Origin of the sequence: Nonomuraea mesophila (genome assembly GCF_004352805.1) — a bacterium.
Lineage (GTDB): Bacteria > Actinomycetota > Actinomycetes > Streptosporangiales > Streptosporangiaceae > Nonomuraea > Nonomuraea longispora.
In genome coordinates this window covers 1-16744 of the sequence record NZ_SMLD01000018.1, presented here as the reverse complement: position 1 = coordinate 16744, position 16744 = coordinate 1, and the positions used below count along the sequence as shown (strand labels likewise).

14 protein-coding genes are annotated in these 16744 nt (G+C 72.6%); 8 read left to right on the top strand and 6 right to left on the bottom strand.

Annotated elements, in window-relative coordinates:
- Positions 1–17 precede the first annotated feature (17 nt).
- Positions 18–1472, bottom strand: a complete 1455-nt coding sequence (locus E1295_RS09815) for a sulfatase family protein (protein WP_132629947.1) — start codon at positions 1470–1472, stop codon at positions 18–20.
- Between the two features lie 123 nt (positions 1473–1595).
- Here E1295_RS09815 and E1295_RS09810 point away from each other — a divergent pair, with 123 nt between their 5' ends.
- The 4 genes from E1295_RS09810 to E1295_RS09795 are packed head-to-tail and all read left to right on the top strand — an operon-like array spanning position 1596 to position 7874.
- Positions 1596–3359 (top strand): ATP-binding protein, encoded by a 1764-nt coding sequence (locus E1295_RS09810; protein ID WP_246079950.1) that lies wholly within the window; start codon positions 1596–1598, stop codon positions 3357–3359.
- A gap of 14 nt (positions 3360–3373) precedes the next feature.
- Positions 3374–4513 (top strand): exonuclease SbcCD subunit D, encoded by a 1140-nt coding sequence (locus E1295_RS09805; protein WP_132629817.1) that lies wholly within the window; start codon positions 3374–3376, stop codon positions 4511–4513.
- Positions 4513–6933, top strand: coding sequence for an AAA family ATPase (locus E1295_RS09800; RefSeq protein ID WP_132629815.1), 2421 nt, complete (start codon positions 4513–4515; stop codon positions 6931–6933). Before E1295_RS09805 ends, E1295_RS09800 begins: the two co-directional genes overlap by 1 nt.
- A complete protein-coding gene (locus tag E1295_RS09795; protein ID WP_132629813.1) occupies positions 6930–7874 on the top strand; it encodes a hypothetical protein in 945 nt (314 codons plus the stop codon). The genes E1295_RS09800 and E1295_RS09795 overlap by 4 nt, the downstream gene beginning before the upstream one ends.
- A gap of 12 nt (positions 7875–7886) precedes the next feature.
- Here the strand turns inward: E1295_RS09795 and E1295_RS09790 are convergent, their stop codons facing one another.
- From E1295_RS09790 to E1295_RS50040, 3 genes are all read right to left on the bottom strand, one after another.
- Positions 7887–8309 (bottom strand): VOC family protein, encoded by a 423-nt coding sequence (locus E1295_RS09790; RefSeq protein WP_132629811.1) that lies wholly within the window; start codon positions 8307–8309, stop codon positions 7887–7889.
- Positions 8310–8387: 78 nt separating this feature from the next.
- The gene (locus tag E1295_RS49620) at positions 8388–9947 is read right to left on the bottom strand and encodes a serine/threonine protein kinase (RefSeq protein WP_246079949.1); all 1560 of its coding nucleotides are present in this window, start codon (positions 9945–9947) and stop codon (positions 8388–8390) included.
- Positions 9944–11554 carry a serine/threonine-protein kinase gene (locus tag E1295_RS50040; RefSeq protein WP_220448628.1) on the bottom strand — a complete coding sequence of 537 codons (1611 nt, stop codon included), beginning with the start codon at positions 11552–11554 and terminating at the stop codon, positions 9944–9946. Before E1295_RS50040 ends, E1295_RS49620 begins: the two co-directional genes overlap by 4 nt.
- A gap of 545 nt (positions 11555–12099) precedes the next feature.
- Between E1295_RS50040 and E1295_RS51785 the strand changes: the two genes are divergently transcribed.
- The gene (locus E1295_RS51785) at positions 12100–12231 is read left to right on the top strand and encodes a hypothetical protein (protein ID WP_281284727.1); all 132 of its coding nucleotides are present in this window, start codon (positions 12100–12102) and stop codon (positions 12229–12231) included.
- A gap of 46 nt (positions 12232–12277) precedes the next feature.
- On the opposite strand, the gene E1295_RS09775 is transcribed toward E1295_RS51785, so the two are convergent.
- Both E1295_RS09775 and E1295_RS09770 read right to left on the bottom strand, forming a co-directional pair.
- Positions 12278–13480 (bottom strand): sensor histidine kinase, encoded by a 1203-nt coding sequence (locus E1295_RS09775; protein WP_132629809.1) that lies wholly within the window; start codon positions 13478–13480, stop codon positions 12278–12280.
- On the bottom strand, positions 13477–14133 hold the full coding sequence (locus E1295_RS09770; RefSeq protein ID WP_132629807.1) for a response regulator transcription factor: 657 nt from the start codon (positions 14131–14133) through the stop codon (positions 13477–13479). The genes E1295_RS09775 and E1295_RS09770 overlap by 4 nt, the downstream gene beginning before the upstream one ends.
- 152 nt (positions 14134–14285) lie before the next feature.
- On the opposite strand from E1295_RS09770, the gene E1295_RS09765 reads away from it, so the two are divergent.
- From E1295_RS09765 to E1295_RS09755, 3 genes are read left to right on the top strand one after another with little or no spacing between them, the layout of a single operon-like run.
- A complete protein-coding gene (locus tag E1295_RS09765; RefSeq protein WP_132629805.1) occupies positions 14286–14822 on the top strand; it encodes a hypothetical protein in 537 nt (178 codons plus the stop codon).
- Positions 14822–15970, top strand: a complete 1149-nt coding sequence (locus E1295_RS09760; RefSeq protein ID WP_132629803.1) for a peptidoglycan-binding protein — start codon at positions 14822–14824, stop codon at positions 15968–15970. The genes E1295_RS09765 and E1295_RS09760 overlap by 1 nt, the downstream gene beginning before the upstream one ends.
- A gap of 8 nt (positions 15971–15978) precedes the next feature.
- Positions 15979–16692, top strand: a complete 714-nt coding sequence (locus E1295_RS09755) for an ABC transporter ATP-binding protein (RefSeq protein ID WP_132629801.1) — start codon at positions 15979–15981, stop codon at positions 16690–16692.
- The last annotated feature ends 52 nt before the right edge of the window (positions 16693–16744 follow it).

The window sequence follows — 16744 nt, the reverse complement described above, 5'->3', positions numbered from 1 at the left end:
TGGCGCATGGACCTGTGTCACGCGTTGATGATCTCCTCCCGGTACCGGTCGTGCAGCGGGTCACCGGTGGCGCCCATCCAGGCGTCCATGGCGGCCCGCCCGCGCGCCAGTGCCTCGGGCGCGCCCCCGTCGGCGAGGTTGTGCAGGGCGTCGGGGTCGTTCGCGAGGTCGTACAGCTCCTCCCGGACGCGGAACAGGTAGAACTCGGCCCGCGCGGCGACCTCCGGGTCCGTCGAGTCGCGCATCGCGGGCCAGGTGAGGCCCATCATGTTCTCCGCCCGGTAGCTCAGGCTGCCGTCGGACCAGGCGTTCCAGACGTAGCTCCAGCGCTCGTCGTGGACGCCGCGCATCTCGTAGCGCTGCTCCGAGTTGGACAGGTGGAAGACGGTGGTGACGCGGTCCCGCCCTGACTGGCTGCCGCCCTGCAGCAACGAGGTGAGGTCGCGACCGTCCAGCCCCTCGGGGACGGTGGCGCCCGCGGCCAGGCACAGGGTGGGGAAGAGGTCCATCGTGGACACGAAGTGCTCGTCGTCGACGCGGCCCGCGCCGGTCACGCCGGGCCACCGGACGATCAGCGGGGTACGCGTGCACTGCTCGTACACGTTCGCCTTGCCGAACGGCACCGCCATGCCGTTGTCCGACATGAAGATCACGATCGTGTCGCCGGCCAGCCCGGACCCGTCGAGCGCGGCCAGGACGGCGGCCAGCGTGTCGTCGGCGCGGCGGGCGCTGCTCATGTACTGCGAGACCTCCTGCCGGATGTCGGGCAGGTCGGGCAGGAACCCGGGCACCTCGGCGTCGTCGGGGCCGTACACCTTGGACGGCTCGGCGATCTGGTCCAGGACGTCCCCGAATCTGTCCTGTTCGGCGTCGCTGCCGCTGAAAGGCCTGTGCGGGTCCTCGGAGTTGGCCATCAGGAAGAACGGCCGGTCCTCGGACCTGGCCCGTTCGAACAGCTCCGTCGCGCGCCGCGCGTAGTCGGCGGGGTTGCGCCCCATGCCGAGCTGCTGCGGGGGAACGCTCAGATCCCAGGCGAACCGGTCACTCGGGCCGAGGTGGCCGACCTTGCCCAGGATGCCCGTCAGGTAGCCGCGCGGGCGGAGCAGCTCGTTCAGGATCGGCACGCCGGCGTCGATGTCCTCGAAGCCCTCGGCGCCGTTGCGGTGCGGGTAACGGCCGGTCATCAGCGCGGACCGGCTCGGCTGGCAGAGCGCGATCGGCACGTGCGCCCGGTGGAAGGCGACGCCCTCGGCGGCCAGCCGGTCGATGTTCGGCGTGAGGTCGGCCCGGCCGCCGTAGCAGCCGGGCGAGCCGCCGTGCATGTCGTCGACGGTGAAGAGCAGGATGTTGGGCGGCCTGGAGTCGCGGGGCCGGGGCGTGTCGCTCCACGCGGGCCGCACGCCGAGGCCCGCGGCGACGGCTCCGGCGCCCGCCCCGGCCAGCAACGTACGCCGTGTAAGGGGTGTGTTCATAGGTGTGATGTACCGGCCGGCGCGTTACGTCTCCGTTTCCGTCCGGTACGCCCGATGAGCGGGACGCACTGGTCGGGCCCTACTACGCTCCATGGAAGGGCACCATTGGGGGCGGAGGGATTCGTGACGGTCAACGGGGCGGCGAGCCAGGCGGTGGAGGAGGCCGCACCTGCGGCGGGAGAGGCGGTCGGGCGGGTGCTCGGCACCCAGGCGGCCTCGCCGCTGTCGTTCTGGGTCGGCCTGGAGCCGGGCAAGGTCGTCCAGCTCGACGACGTGGTGGTCACCAGGCGCGACGTGCCCGGCTACGGCCCGGTGCTGGTCGCGGGCGTGGTGACGACCGTCGAGGCCCGGCACGAGGGCGCCGCGTACGACTCCGACGTGTTCCTCATCGCCGACGGCGCGCTGCCGGCGGCCGTGGTCGAGGTGGCCGAGGTGCGGGTGACCAGGGTGGAGCCGGAGGTGTTCGTGCCGCCGCTGCCCGGCGCCAAGGTGCATCTCGCCGGGTCCGACGACCGCGAGCAGGCGCTCTACTTCGACGTGATGGACCGGCGCATCCCGATCGGGATGGGCCGCGACGGCCGGCCGATGTACGTCAACTTCGACTTCCTCGACGGCACCCGCGGCGCCCACGTGTCGATCTCCGGCGTGTCCGGCGTGGCCACCAAGACCTCCTTCGCCACGTTCCTGCTCTACTCGATCTTCAATTCGGGGGTCCTCGACGCCGAGTCGGCCAACACCAAGGCGCTGATCTTCTCCGTCAAGGGGGAGGACCTGCTCTTCCTCGACCACGACAACCTCCGCCTCGACGAGGGCGCGCGCGCCGTCTACGCCCGGCTCGGGCTGCCCGCGCGGCCGTTCGGCAGCGTGCACGTCTTCGCGCCGCCGCGCCCCGGCGACGCCAACGGCGTGCCCCACGTCTCGGCCCGCACGCAGGGCGTGAGCTCCTTCTACTGGACGCTGGTCGAGTTCTGCGAGGAGGAGCTGCTGCGGTTCGTCTTCGCCGACGCCGACGACGAGCGGGCCGGCTACTCGCTGCTGGTGGGGCAGGTCGCGGCGCGGCTGAAGGCGTGGGCGGAGCCGGTGGGCGACGGCGGCGCCGTCATGGTGCAGGGCACCGCCGCGCGCACGTTCGCCGACCTGGTCGAGCTGCTGTCCGACCAGCTGCAGGACGAGGGCACGCGCCAGCAGTGGACCGGCGCGCAGACCCCGCTCGGCACCGTCAACGCCTTCCTGCGCCGGCTGCGCAGCGCGGTGCGCCCGCTGTCGCCGATCGTCCGCGGCGACCTGCCGTTCTACCGCAACCACACCGTCAGCACCTCCGACGCCCAGGTCTCGATCGTCGACCTGCACAACCTGCCGGAGCGGGCGCAGCGGTTCGTGGTGGGCGTGGTGCTGCGCGGCGAGTTCCACCGCAAGGAGTCGTCGGGCACCGCGCGGCCCCTGCTGTTCGTCGTGCTCGACGAGCTGAACAAATACGCGCCGCGCGAGGGCGACTCCCCGATCAAGGAGATCCTGCTGGACGTCGCCGAGCGTGGCCGCTCGCTCGGTGTCATCCTCATCGGCGCCCAGCAGACGGCCTCGGAGGTGGAGCGCCGCATCGTCTCCAACAGCGCCGTACGCGTCGCGGGCCGCCTCGACCCGGCCGAGGCCGCGAGGTCGGAGTACGGCTGGCTGCCCCCGGCCGTGCGCGAGCGCGCCACGATCGCCAAGCCGGGCACCATGTTCGTCGCCCAGCCCGAGATCCCGGTGCCGCTGGCCGTCGCCTTCCCCTTCCCCGCGTGGGCGACCCGCCCGGCCGAGGCCGCGGCCCCGGCGGCCACGAAGGTGTCCTCAGGCGATCCGTTCCAGGGGCTGCCCGGGGTCGAAGAAGACATCCCGCCCTTCTGATCACAGGTGATGACGTGAAGATCCTGCACACCGCGGACTGGCACGTGGGCAAGGTGCTCAAGGGCCGTCCCCGCATCGACGAGCACCGCGCCGTGCTGCGCGAGCTGGTCGCCGCCGCCCGCGAGCACGACGTGGACGCCGTCATCGTGGCGGGCGACCTCTTCGACACCTCCGCGCCCACGCCCGAGGCGCAGGCGCTGGTGCTGAACGTGCTCATGGCCCTGCGCGGCGACGGCCGCGACGTGGTGGTGCTGGCGGGCAACCACGACAACCCGCAGCTGCTGGAGGTCTACCGGCCGGTGCTCGGCAAGCTGGGCCTGCACGTCATCGGCTCCTTCCGCCGTCCCGACGCGGGCGGCACGCTCGCCTTCACCGCCCGCTCGGGCGAGCCGGTGCGGCTGGCGGTGCTGCCGTTCCTGTCGCACCGCTACGTCGTACGCGCCGCCGAGGTGCTGGCCGGCACGGCCGCCGAGCACAACCGCGACTACGCCGCCCGCATCGCCGAGCTGATGGGCGCGCTGACGGCCGGCTTCCACGGCGACACCGTCAACCTGGTCACCACGCACGGCACGCTGCCGGGAGGGGCGTTCGGCGGCGGGGAGCGGCAGGCGCAGTCGATCTTCTCCTACTACTTCGAGCCGACCGCCTTCCCGCCGTCCACCCAGTACGCCGCGCTCGGCCACCTGCACCGCCGCCAGCAGATCCCGGGCCCGTGCCCGATCTGGTACAGCGGCTCGCCCCTCGCCGTCGACTTCGGCGAGGAGGGCAACACCCCCGGCGCGCTGCTGGTGGAGGTCTCGCCCGGCCGTCCGGCCGTGGTGCGGGAGCTGGCGTTCGGCTCGGCTCGCCGGCTGCGTACGGTGCGCGGCACGCTGGAGCAGTTGGAGGGCCTGGAACAGGGCGACGACTGGCTCAAGGTGATCGTCGAGGAGAAACCCCGCGTGGGCCTGGCCGACGACGTACGCGAGCTGCTGCCGGGCGCCGTGGACGTCATGCTGGACGAACGGTTCAGGCCCGTGCCGGCCACGCGCAGGGCCGGCTCGCCCGAGCGCGGCGCCCGCGAGTTGTTCCGCGAATATCTCACCGCCACCGGACGGCACGACGACCAGGTGGCCGCGCTGTTCGACCGGCTCCACGACGAGGTGACCGGCTGATGCGCCCGCTGCTGCTCCAGCTCGACCACTTCGGCAGCTTCCGCGAGCCGGTGAGCGTCGACTTCTCCGACACCGAGTACTTCGCGCTCGTCGGCCCGACCGGCGCGGGCAAGAGCACGATCATCGACGCCATCTGCTTCGCCCTCTACGGCACCGTGCCGCGCTGGGGCAAGGAGAACGTCATCGCCCACGCCCTCGCGCCCTCGGTGTCGTCGGGGAAGGTGGCGCTGGTCTTCGACAGCGGCGGCCGGCGCTACGGCGTGGTCAGGGCGATGGTCCGCGACAGCAAGGGCGCGGTGCGGACGAAGGAGGCGCGGATCGACGAGCTCGACCCGTCCGCGCCGCTGGAACGGGCGTACGAGGCGGTGGTCAGGCCGCTCGCCGAGGGCGAGAACGTCACCCCCGAGGCGCAGCGGGTGACCGGCCTGGAATACCGGTTCTTCACCCAGTGCGTGGTGCTGCCCCAGGGCCGTTTCGCGGAGTTCCTGCACGCCGCCCCCCGGGAGCGGCAGGACCTGCTGGTGCAGCTGCTCGACGCCGACGTCTACGAGCTCATCAGGCAGCGGGCCGTGCAGGAGGAGGAGCAGGCCAAACGTGACGCCGCCTTCGCCCGTGACCAGCTCGGCAAGTTGCCGGGCGCCACGGCCGAGGCCGAGCAGGAGCTGGCCGACCGGCTGGCGGCGCTGCGGCGGCTGGGCGAGAGCATCGGCGCCGACCTCGACCTGCTGCGGGCCCGCGAGGCCGACATCCGGCGGGCCGAGCAGGAGCGCGCCACCGTGGCCGAACACCGCTCGGTGCTGGCGTCGTTGCGCATGCCGGAGGCGGTGCCGACGCTCGCCTCGGCCCGCCGGGCCGCCGCCGGCTCGGTCGAGGCGCTGGCCGCCGAGGTCGCGACGCTGGAGGCCGACGAGCACGAGGCGTACGAAGCGCTGGCCGCGCTCGGCGACCGTGGCGCGCCACGGGCGGCGCTGGCCGCCCTGGACGCCCGTGAACGGCACGCCGCCCAGGCCGCCCGCGCCCGCGCGGAGGCGGTGGCGGCCGCCGAGCCGCTGCCGGGCCTGGCCGCCGAGCGGGAGGCGGCCGAGCAGGCGCTGGCCGCCGCCGAGGCGCAGCGCGAACGCCTGCGCGACGCCCACGCCGCCGCCCACCTCGCCCCCCGGCTGGCCATGGGCGAACCCTGCCCGGTCTGCCGGCAGCCGGTGGCCGAGCTGCCCCGCCACGAGCAGCCCGCCGACATGCGCACCGCCGACCGCGCACTGGCCGCAGCCCGCGACAGGGCCGAGCGCGCCAGGTCCGCCCATGCCCGGGCCGAGGCGTCGGCGTCGATGCTGGCCGGGCAGGCCGACCGGCTGGAGTCCGAGCTCGCCGCGCTGCCCGAGCCCGGCGACCGGGCCGAGCTGGAGGGCCGGCTGGCCGCCATCGCCAAGGCCGAGGAGGTCGCGGCGCAGGCCCGCACCACCTTCCGCGCCGCCAGAGGCAGGCTCGACCGGGCACGCACCGAGACCGAACGCATCGAGCGGCAGGCCGAGTCGGCCTGGCGCACCCTCGAATCCGCCCGCGACCGGCTGCTCGTCTCCGGCGGCCACGACGACCCGCCGCCGCCGCTCACCCGCGACGACCTGCACCGCGCCTGGACCGACCTGCTCGCCTGGCGCGACCGGGCCGGGCAGGCCGCCCAGGCGGCGCTCGCGGCCTGCGACGAGCGGCTCGCCCTGGCGGGCGAGACGCTGGTGCGCGAACGCCGCAGGCTGGGGGAACGCCTGGCCGAGCACGGCGTCGTCCCGCCCCGCGACGCCTCGCCCGACCAGCTCGGCGCGGCCGTCGCCGGGGCGGCCGCCCGCGTGGAGAGCGCGCTCGACCGCGTCAGGGACGACCGCCGGCGCGCCGCCGACCTGGACGCGCAGGTCACCAGGAAGGAGCACGAGGCCAAGGTCGCCCATGAGCTGGCCCTGCGCCTGCGCGCCAACGCCTTCGAGCGGTGGTTGTGCGCCGAGGCCCTGGCGGTGCTGGTCGCGTCCGCGTCCGAGACGCTGCGCGAGCTGTCCGACGGCCAGTACGAGCTGACGCTCGGCGACAGGACCGGCGACATCGAGGTCGTCGACCACGGTGAGGCGGGCATGCGGCGCAGCGCCCGCACCCTGTCAGGCGGCGAGACCTTCCAGGCGGCCCTCGCGCTCGCCCTGGCGCTGTCGGGGGCCGTCGCGAAGGGGCTCGACTCGATCTTCCTCGACGAGGGCTTCGGCACGCTCGACCCCGCCACCCTCGACACCGTGGCCACCACCCTCGAACGCCTGGCGGCCGGCCAGGACCGCATGATCGGCGTCGTCACCCACGTGCCCGCGCTGGCCGAACGGGTGCCGGTACGCTTCGAGGTCAGACGCGACGCCAAGGGCTCCCACGTGCGGAAGGCGGCCACGTGACCGGTTTCACCGTCGATCCGTGGGATCCGGGCTACGCCGCGGCCCTCGCCGTCGAGGCCCTGTCAGAGCTGGGCTCCACCAGCGCCGAGCTGGTGCTCGACGTCGAACGCCCGGCCGCCGACTGGAAGCCCGTCACCCCGGGCCCCGAAGCCGACCCGCCGCGCACCCTGCTGGTCGCCGACGGCGTGCGCAGGATCGACGCCCGCGTGTGGGTGCACGACCCCGGCTCGGCGATGCCGGTGCCCGGCATCGCCGCCTCCTACGCGGCGGGCATCGTCAGGTGCGGCCAGGACGGCGCCGACCTGGCGGAGATCCAGGTCGAGCGTACGCTGATCTCCGCATCGCCGGACACGCCCGAGGTGCGGACCGGCCACGCCCTCTACCGCCCGAGCAAGGCCGCCGACTCCAGCTTCGAGGAGCTCTCGCTGGCGCTGCAGCGCCAGGTCACCCAGCTGGAGGTCGACCTCGCCGTACGCCACCGGTCGGCGAGCGACGACCTGCTGCTGGTGGACGGGCCGCTGCGGGGACGCACCCACCTGCCGCGCACGGTCGGCTACATCAAGACCCACCACACCGCCTACCTGCCCTCGCCGCAGTCGGCGGTGGTGGCCGCGCTCGCGCCGGGGCAGCGTACGCCGGTGTTCCTCATGGGCACGAGCTGGCGCCGGCACGCCTGGTACGTACGCCTGCCCGTCAGGTCCACGGCCCCGTGGGCGGGGGTGGCGCGTTGCGAGGCCGGCGCCGACCTCGACCCCGCGCAGGTGGTGCGGCTCGCCGACGCGCTGACACTGGCCCTGCCCCCGCTGGCGGGGGTCGACTACAAGGACCCGCGCGCGCCCCAGAACCTGGTGCCGATCGGCGGGCTGGAGAAGCTGCTCCGCCACCACCTGGGGGACGCGCGCCTGCTCTACCGCGCCCTGCGCAGCGCGGCCCGCGAATAGCGCGCCGCTCGGTCAGCCCGCTGCGAACACCTGGGCGTCGTCGGCGAACGCCTTGAACTCCAGGGCGTTGCCTGCCGGGTCGAGCAGGAACATCGTCCACTGCTCTCCGGGCAGGCCCTCGAACCGCAGGTACGGCTCGATGACGAAGCCGGTGCCGGCGGCGCGGAACCGGTCGGCGAGTTCATGAAATTCCGGAATTGTCAGAATCAGCCCGAAGTGCGGGACCGGCACGTCGTGGCCGTCCACCGGGTTGTGCACCCGCTCCGTACGCGCCGGCGCCAGGTGCGTGACGAACTGGTGGCCGTGCAGGTTCCAGTCGATCCAGGTGCCGGAGCTGCGGCCCTGGGCGCAGCCGATGAGCTCGCCGTAGAAGTGGCGGGCCGCGTCCAGGTCATCGACGGGAACGGCCAGGTGGAATCGGGGAATCATGGGCATCGGGAACGCCTGCCTTCCGATAGTGGCGCGAACACACGCCCACCCTGCCCGCCGGCCGCCCCTTGACGCCAGCGCCGCCTACCAGCCCTCGTCGAAGTCGCAGATCTTCACCGTGGCGCTCTTCCTGGTGCGCGCCGGCTCCAGGACCTCGAAGACCACGCTGTACGTACCCGCCTTCTTCCACACGGTCGACGGGAGGAGCGGCTTCGACGACGCGGTGCCCACCGCCGCACCCTGGCTCTGGCCGTTGAGCAGCCACCGGTAACTGTAGGAGCCGGTGGCCGACACCTTCGCCCAGATGTTCATGTCGTAGCGCCAGCAGCCCCCCATCGGGATGCCCTCGTAGTCGAACGACACCGACCGCACACCGCCCGCACTCCGCGTCTTGGCAGGTCGTGGGGTGGAGGGTCGTGCGGATGGCTTGCGTGTGGTTCTCGCGGGCTCCGGCGTACGTGTACGTCGCGCGGTCTCCGAGGGCCGGGCGGTCTTCGTGCCGGTGCGCCGCCGGGCCGACGGGTCGCGCGGGCCCGGCGACTGCTTCTTCCCCGCGCGCTCCTCCTTGGCCGTACGCGAGGCGGTGGGGGAGGAGGGCGCGGCGACGGTGGCGGTGCCCGCGTCACCGGGCGGAGTGGGAAGCCAGACCCAGGCGGCCCCCAGCCCGCCCGTCACCACCAGCGCGCTCACGCCCGCGAGGAGGGCGATGCCGAGCCGGTGACGAGCGGGACCGGTCCGGCCGTGCGGTACCCTCTGCCGAGGCCACCCCGGCGCTGACCCGGGGCCGGGCGGCCGGACCGGGCCACCGGGGCCCGGAACGGCGCCCGCGGAACCGGGAACGGCGCCGGCGGGGCCGGGCCGGGGGTCAGTGGTGGACGCCCTGGCCTGGGGCCGACCGCTGATGAGCTGGAAGAGCACGTCCTGCATGGCGGGCCGGGCGGCCGGGTCCTTGGCCAGGCAGCCGTACACGATCGAACGCAGCGGCTCGGGCACGTCACCGAGGTCCGGCTCGTCGTACTGGATCCTGCTCAGCACCGCGGGCAGCGAGTCGTTGCCGAACGGCGGCGCGCCCGTGGCGGCGTACACGATGACGGATCCCCAGGCGAACACGTCGGCGGCCGGCCCGGCGACCGCGCCGAGGAACTGCTCGGGCGCCATGTACGCGGGCGTCCCCACGATGCTGCTGGTACGGGTCACGGCGGCGTCCATGGCACGGGCGATGCCGAAGTCGATGACGCGGGGGCCGTCCCGTCCGAGCAGCACGTTGGCCGGCTTGAAGTCGCGGTGCACGACGCCGGCCCGGTGGATGGCGGCCAGCGCGGTGGCCGTGGCGACCGCCAGCCGCTGCAGGTCGGCCCCGGTGTGGACGCCGGCCTGGTGGAGGGAGGGACCTTCGACGTACTCGGTCACGATGTACGGCCGCGCGCCCAGCGAGGCGTCCAGCACCTGCGCGATGCAGAACGGCTCCACCCGCCGCGCCGCCGCGATCTCCTTGGCGAAACGGCCGTCGCCCGGCACACCCTCCCGCAGCACCTTGATGGCGACCCGCGTCCCATCGGGAGCCGTGCCCAGGTAGACCACGCCCTGGCCGCCCTCGCCGAGCTGCTTGACGACCCGGTACGGGCCGATGGCCTCCAGCGTCACCAGGTTTCCAGCGCGCAGACGCTGAACGAGATGCTCTTCTGCGCCGAGGACGGCGAGGTGACCTTCAACGCCACGGTGTGGCGGCCCGCGGGCAGGTTGTACTGCTTGGCGGTCACGAACGCGGTGTGGTCGTCCTCCGGCACCCAGGACCTGCCGCTCTCCTTGGTCCGGCCGTCGACCAGCCACGCGTAGGAGATCCACACCCCGCGCCTGGTCGACTCCACCCGGGTCTGGAAGTGCACAGGCGGCATGTAGCAGCCACCCGAGGACTGGCCCGGTCCGCCCATCAGCTCGATCGCGAGAATGCTCGCCTTGGCGTTCGTGGCCGGCTTCTTACTGGTAGCGGTACGGGTGCGGCTGCGGGCCGGCGTCGGCCGCGCGGTGGTGCGCTTGGGCGAGGCCGTGGCCTTGGGCGTGGGCTTCTTCGGGGTGGCGGTCGGCTTGGCCGTACGAGTGGAAGGCTTCTTCCGTTTCGAGGTCTTCTTCCCTGCGGGCGTGGGCGTCTGCCCGGAGGACGGCTTCACGGTGGGCGAGGTGGCGCTGGGGGAGGAGGCAGCCAGCGACTCCTTCTCCGGCGCACCCCATCCAGGGGCGATCCAGACGATCCCGCCGATCAGCGCCGCCACCACGACACCCGAGACCCCCGCGACCACGGGCACCAGCCCCCGGCGCCCACCCGCGTGAGTCCCGTGCGGGGACATGGGCCCGGTACCGGGTCGGGCGTGCGGCGGCATCGGGCCGGGGCCGCCCGCGTGCGGCATGCGCGCGTTCTCCCAGCCCGCGTGCGGCACCTGCGGACTGTTCCCACTCGCGTGCGGGGCGGGGTTGTTCCCGCTCAGCAGCCGCAGCAGCACATCCCGCATGGTCGGCCGGGCCCGCGGATCCTTGGCCAGGCAGTCGTACACGATCGACCGCAGCGGATGCGGCAGGTCGCCGAGCTGTGGTTCGTTGTTGAGGATGCGGTTGATGATCGCGGGCAGCGTGTCCTGCCCGAACGGCGGCGTCCCGGTGGCCGCCCACACCATCACCGACGCCCAGGCGAACACGTCCGCCGGCGGCCCCACCGGCTGCCCCGCCAGCTGCTCGGGCGCCATGTACGCGGGTGTCCCCACGATGCCGCTGGTGTGGGTGGCCGCGTCGTCCATGGCGCGGGCGATGCCGAAGTCGATGACGCGGGGGCCGCCGGGGCCGAGCAGCACGTTCGCGGGCTTGAAGTCGCGGTGCACGATGCCCGCCGCGTGGATGGCGGCCAGCGCGGTGGCCGTGGCGACCGCCAGCCGCTGCAGGTCGGCCCCCGCGTGCCGGCCGGCCTCGTGCAGCGACGGGCCCTCGACGTACTCCGTCACGATGTACGGCTGCCGCCCCAGCGAGGCGTCCAGCACCTGCGCGATGCAGAACGGCTCCACCCGCCGCGCGTTGTCGATCTCCTTGGCGAACCTGTCGTCGAACCCGGCCCTCGAATGCAGCACCTTGACCGCCACCCGCGTACCGTCGGGAGCCTGCCCGAGGTAGACGGTCCCCTGGCCGCCCGAGCCCAGCCGGCCGAGCAAGTGGTATGTCCCTACCACCGCCGGGTCGTCCTCCCGCAGCGGTTCGACGTGCGCCATGAGAGTGGTGACTCCTGAGACGGGTGCGGTGAGAGATCTTTACGTACGATACCGACACGAAAGATGTTTTGTGCCGAAGTTCCTGACCCGGCAGAAGATCGCCGCCACCGCCGTTCTCATCAAGCAGCGGGTTACCCGTATGTAAGTGGCTGTCCGTATATAGGGGAGGCCTGTCATTTTCGACGAGAAGGAACCGCGCTGGAAGACCGCCGCGAGCGGGTTCCTCATCGCCTCCGTGCCGGGCAACAAGAAGGCCTACTACTCCTTCATCGGATACCTCCGAGGAAACCCCCGCCTTCAGGCGGGGGAGGGATCGGACCCCTGCGGAGCAGGACAGGGGTAGCCGATTCGCCGCCAGGCGAACCGGCGTCACAACGCCGCACGACATCGCACGGTTCGGTAGTGTGTTCGACGGTGGTGATGACCAAGCCACCGGACGAACGATCAGAAGCACCCTCGCCGCAGGGCTTGCGGAGAGGTGAAACGCCTGTGGAGCTGGTGTAAGACCTCAACGGGAGTTCCCTTTCCCGGGCGGGCGACCGGCGGTGAAGCAGGAAGGCCAGTCGGCGACGGCTGGAATCCCGGTCCTTCAGGGCCGGGAGGATGTCAACACCTCGAAGACGGGCAAGGTCAGGGAGCTGGCGCTCGGGCTGAACACGCAGGACTGCGTCAACTGACCCGCCACGCCGATCTGCGCGCGCTGGTGGAAGCGGCGCGGGAAGGCTAGGCGCGCGGGCGCGGGAGGGAGGCGATCACGACCAGGCCGCCGCCCTCCCGCGGCCGTGCCCTGACGTCGCCGCCGTGCGCGAGGGCCACCGACCGTACGATCGACAGGCCCAGCCCGGCGCTTTTACCCGTGACCGTCCGCTCGGCCCCGTGCCGGTGGAAGGGCTTGAAGAGCAGCGGGACGTCGTACGGCGGCACGCTCGGGCCGGTGTTGCTGACCTCGACCTCGACCTTCCCGTCCGACACGGTACGGCTCACCACCCGCACCCACCCGGTGCCGTCGTCCACGTTGTGGCGGACGCCGTTCTCCACGAGGTTGTGCACGAGCCGTTCAAGCAGCAGCGCGTCACCGGTGGTGGGGGCCGGCTCGGCGACCTCGTACACCGTGACCTTCGCCTCGAAGGCGTCCGTCTGGGCGACGACGTGCGTCACCACGTCGGCCAGGTCGACCGGCGACCGGTCAGCGATGTGCTGCTCCGACCGGGCCAGCAGCAGCAGCCCGGAGATGAGGCGTTCGTGGCGGGCGTTGATCTCCAGCAGGCTCTCGCCGAGCTCCTTGACGTCGGGTGTGGCCGTACGCCGGTGCATGGCCAGCTCGACCAGCGCCCGGTTCAGCGTCAGGGGGGTGCGCAGCTCGTGGGAGGCGTTCGCGACGAACCTGCGCTGCCCGTCGAAGGAGTGGTCGAGCCGCTCCACCATGGTGTCGAAGGTGTCGGCGAGCTCTTTGACCTCGTCGTCGGGCCCGCTCAGGGAGATTCGCTCGTGCAGGCCGCGGTCGGCCATGGGGGCGGCGGCGATCCTGCGCGCCGTGGCGGTCACCTGGTGCAGCGGCGTCAGCACCCGGCCCGCCACCACCCACCCGAGCGTCACCGCCACGGCGCCGACCACGATCAGCGCGATCGCTCCCTGGGTGATCAGCGACGTGACGGCGACGTCCCGCAACTCCATCTCCTGCCGCGCCAGGAAGTCCAGCGCGGCCTCGCCCGAGAGCTCGACGCCGTTGCGGAGCAGCATCATCTGTTTGTGCTTGCCGGGCTCCGGCATGTACCGGCTCTCGAAGTAGTGGTTGAGCTGCTGGTTGAACAGCAGGTAGGTGACGCCGAGCAGGGTCAGGCCCGCGACCATGAACAGGGCGCCGTAGACGAGGGTGAGCCGCAGCCGGAGCGTCGGCTGCGGCCGTGGCAGGCGCGAGAGGATCATGCGATGCGGTATCCCACGCCGGGCACGGTCTCCACGACCGGCGGGTCGGCGAGCTTGCGGCGCAGCTTGAGAATGGTGAGCCGGACCGCGCCCGTGAACGGGTCGGCGTGCTCGTCCCACGCCTTCTCCAGGAGCTGCTCGGACGAGACGACGCTGCCCTCCGCCCGCATCAGCTCGGTCAGTACGGCGAACTCCTTCTTCGACAGCGGTACGAACCGCCCGTCGCGGTACACCTCCCGCCGCGCCTGGTCGAGCGTGATCCCGGCGCGGCGCAACACGGGCGGGACGGCGGGGCGGGCGCGCCGGCCCAGCGCCAGCACGCGAGCGGCCAGCTCGGGGAAGGCGAACGGCTTGGCCAGGTAGTCGTCGGCGCCCATGGACAGCCCGCTCACCCGGTCGTCGAGCTGGGCGGCGGCGGTGAGCATGAGCACCCGCGTGTCGCACTCCGACGCCACGAGCTCCTTGCACACGTCGTCGCCGTGCACGCGCGGCAGGTCGCGGTCCAGCACGACGACGTCGTAGTCGTTGACCGTGATCCGCTCCAGCGCGCTCTGGCCGTCGTGGGCCAGGTCGACCGCGTGGGTCTCGTCCCGCAGCCATTCGGCGATCGCGTCGGCGAGGATGCGCTCGTCTTCTACCACCAGCACTCGCATGGCGTGTCCCAGGGCCTTTCGTCTCGTCTACAACGGCAGATTGTGGCGTACGCGATGTTCGGTGGAAGTAAGTCGCGGATGGAAACGCTGAGGAAACCGCGAGCTCTGTTGCATCTCCCTCGACGACGACATTTCGATGGAGGAGAGCAACCATGCGACGACGAGTCCTCAGCATGATGGCCGTGGCGCCGATCTCGTTCACCCTGGCCCTGACCGGATGCGGGGCGAGCACCGACGGCGGGTCCGACGTGGCGTCGGTGAGCAGCGGCAGCGGCAACCAGGCCGCCGCCACCGCCCGGCCGAGCGTGGATCCGCAGGAGCAGGGCCTCAAGTTCGCGCAGTGCATGCGCGAGAACGGCGTGGAGGTGGACGATCCGGAGCCGGGCAAGGGCGTCAGGATGAAGTTGCAGGTGAAGAGCCCCGAGGACAAGGCGAGGGTCGAGAAGGCGCAGGAGGCCTGCAAGGAGTTCGCCCCGAGCGGGCAGAAGGGGGGCCAGGGCGACCCCAAGATGGGCGAGAACCTGCGCAAGCTCGCGCAGTGCATGCGTGACAACGGCGTCGAGAGCTACCCGGACCCCGAGGGCGGCATGATGCGCATCACCGGCGAGGTCGGCAAGGACCCCGACTTCGAGGACGCGCAGGCCAAGTGCCAGAAGGAGTCCGCCGACGCCGGTATGGGAGATTCTTGATGTCTCCGGCGACGGACCGGGCCACGCCCCTCGACGGGAGGGCGGAGCCCGCCTCCACGACGCCCTCCCGCCGCCGTGGCGGGCGGGGCAAGCTGGTCGCCGGCCTGCTGGTCGCCGTGGCCGTCGCCGGCGGCGGGCTGGTCGCGGTGAACAGCGCCGGCCTGCTGGACGGGAAGGCCGGGCCGACCCGGTCGGCCGCGGCGCTGCCGCCGGCCACGACCGAGGTGACCAGGCAGACGCTGAACGACACCAGGGACACCGACGGCGAGCTGGGCTACGGCCCGGTGACCACGGCGGTGAGCAGGAGGCCGGGCACGATCACCTGGCTGCCCGGCAGCGGCCGGCAGATCACCCGCGGCAAGTCGCTCTACCGGGTGGACGACGAGCCGGTCATGCTGATGTACGGCTCGACGCCCGCCTACCGCGACCTGAAGGCCGGCCTGGAGGGCGACGACGTCGAGGCGCTGGAACGCAATCTCAGCAAGCTCGGCTACGACGGATTCACCGTCGACGACGAGTACACCTACGACACGGCCCAGGCGGTCATGGAGTGGCAGGAGGACCGGGGGCTGGACCAGACCGGCGTGGTCGAGCTGGGCCGGGTCGTCTTCGCGTCCGGCAAGGTGCGGGTGGAAAGCTTGGAGACCGAGGAGGGCCGCCCGACCGCGCCCGGGCAGCAGGTGCTGACGTACACCGGCACGTCCAAGGTGATCACGGTCGAGCTGGACGCCGAGGACCAGCGGATGGCGAAGAAGGACTCCAAGGTCGAGGTCACGCTGCCCGACGGCAAGAGCGTGGACGGCAAGGTGACCGAGGTCGCCACCGTCATCCAGCCGGGTGAGGGGCAGAACGCCGAGCCGGAGACCCGGGTGGAGGCGCTCGTCTCGATCGGGAACTCGAAGGCCGCCAAGGGGCTGGACAAGGCGTCGGTGGACGTGACGTTCACGGCGTCCAAGCGTAAGGACGTCCTGACCGTGCCGGTCGCGGCGCTCGTGGCGCTGCAGGAGGGCGGGTTCGGTCTCGAGATCGTCGAGGGGGGCAGGTCCCGGTACGTCGCGGTGGAGACGGGGTTGTTCGCCGGGGGCCGGGTCGAGGTCAGCGGTGACGGGCTCGCGGAGGGCATGACCGTGGGGATGCCGACGTCATGACGTACCCCATGATCGAACTGACGGACGTGTCCAGGATCTATCCCGGCGGAGTGGCGGCGCTGCAGTCGGTGTCGCTGCGGATCGGGCACGGCGAGCTGGCCGCCATCGTCGGGCCGTCGGGCTCGGGCAAGTCGACCATGCTGAACGTCATCGGCACCCTCGACCGGCCCACGTCGGGGACCATCCACATCGACGGCTACGACGTCTCGACCCTGTCGGACGGGCAGCTCTCGGCGCTGCGGGCCACCACGATCGGCTTCGTCTTCCAGTCGTTCCACCTCGCCGCGAAGGTCTCCGCGCTGGACAACGTGGCCGACGGGCTCGTGTACACGGGCCTGCGCAGGCCGGAGCGGCGCCGCCGGGCGGCCGCCGCGCTCGACCGGGTGGGGCTGGGCCACCGGATGGACCACGAGCCGCACGAGCTGTCCGGAGGCGAACGGCAGCGTGTGGCCATCGCCAGGGCCGTGGCGGGCGACCCGCCGCTGGTGCTGGCCGACGAACCCACCGGGGCGCTGGACTCGGTGTCGGGCACGGGGGTGATGGAGCTGCTGCACGAGCTGAACGCGGGCGGCACGACCATTGTGATCATCACGCACGACCGGGAGATCGCGGCCGGCCTGCCCAGGCAGGTGCGGATGCGCGACGGCCGGATCGTCGAGGACTGCGCCGCCGAAGCGCACGGCGACGCCTGGCGCCGGCACGCGGGATCGGGGGTCGCATGATGGCGGGCGTTCATGGCGAGGGCGTACAGGGAGAGGGCGTTCAGGGCGGGGG

Bases quoted from the DNA above. Each gene is read 5' to 3' on its own strand.
- E1295_RS09815 (WP_132629947.1), bottom strand. From the start codon at position 1,472: ATGAACACACCCCTTACACGGCGTACGTTGCTGGCCGGGGCGGGCGCC.
- E1295_RS09800 (WP_132629815.1), top strand. From the start codon at position 4,513: ATGCGCCCGCTGCTGCTCCAGCTCGACCACTTCGGCAGCTTCCGCGAG.
- E1295_RS09790 (WP_132629811.1), bottom strand. From the start codon at position 8,309: ATGCCCATGATTCCCCGATTCCACCTGGCCGTTCCCGTCGATGACCTG.
- E1295_RS50040 (WP_220448628.1), bottom strand. From the start codon at position 11,554: ATGGCGCACGTCGAACCGCTGCGGGAGGACGACCCGGCGGTGGTAGGG.
- E1295_RS09775 (WP_132629809.1), bottom strand. From the start codon at position 13,480: ATGATCCTCTCGCGCCTGCCACGGCCGCAGCCGACGCTCCGGCTGCGG.
- E1295_RS09770 (WP_132629807.1), bottom strand. From the start codon at position 14,133: ATGCGAGTGCTGGTGGTAGAAGACGAGCGCATCCTCGCCGACGCGATC.
- E1295_RS09765 (WP_132629805.1), top strand. From the start codon at position 14,286: ATGCGACGACGAGTCCTCAGCATGATGGCCGTGGCGCCGATCTCGTTC.
- E1295_RS09760 (WP_132629803.1), top strand. From the start codon at position 14,822: ATGTCTCCGGCGACGGACCGGGCCACGCCCCTCGACGGGAGGGCGGAG.
- E1295_RS09755 (WP_132629801.1), top strand. From the start codon at position 15,979: ATGATCGAACTGACGGACGTGTCCAGGATCTATCCCGGCGGAGTGGCG.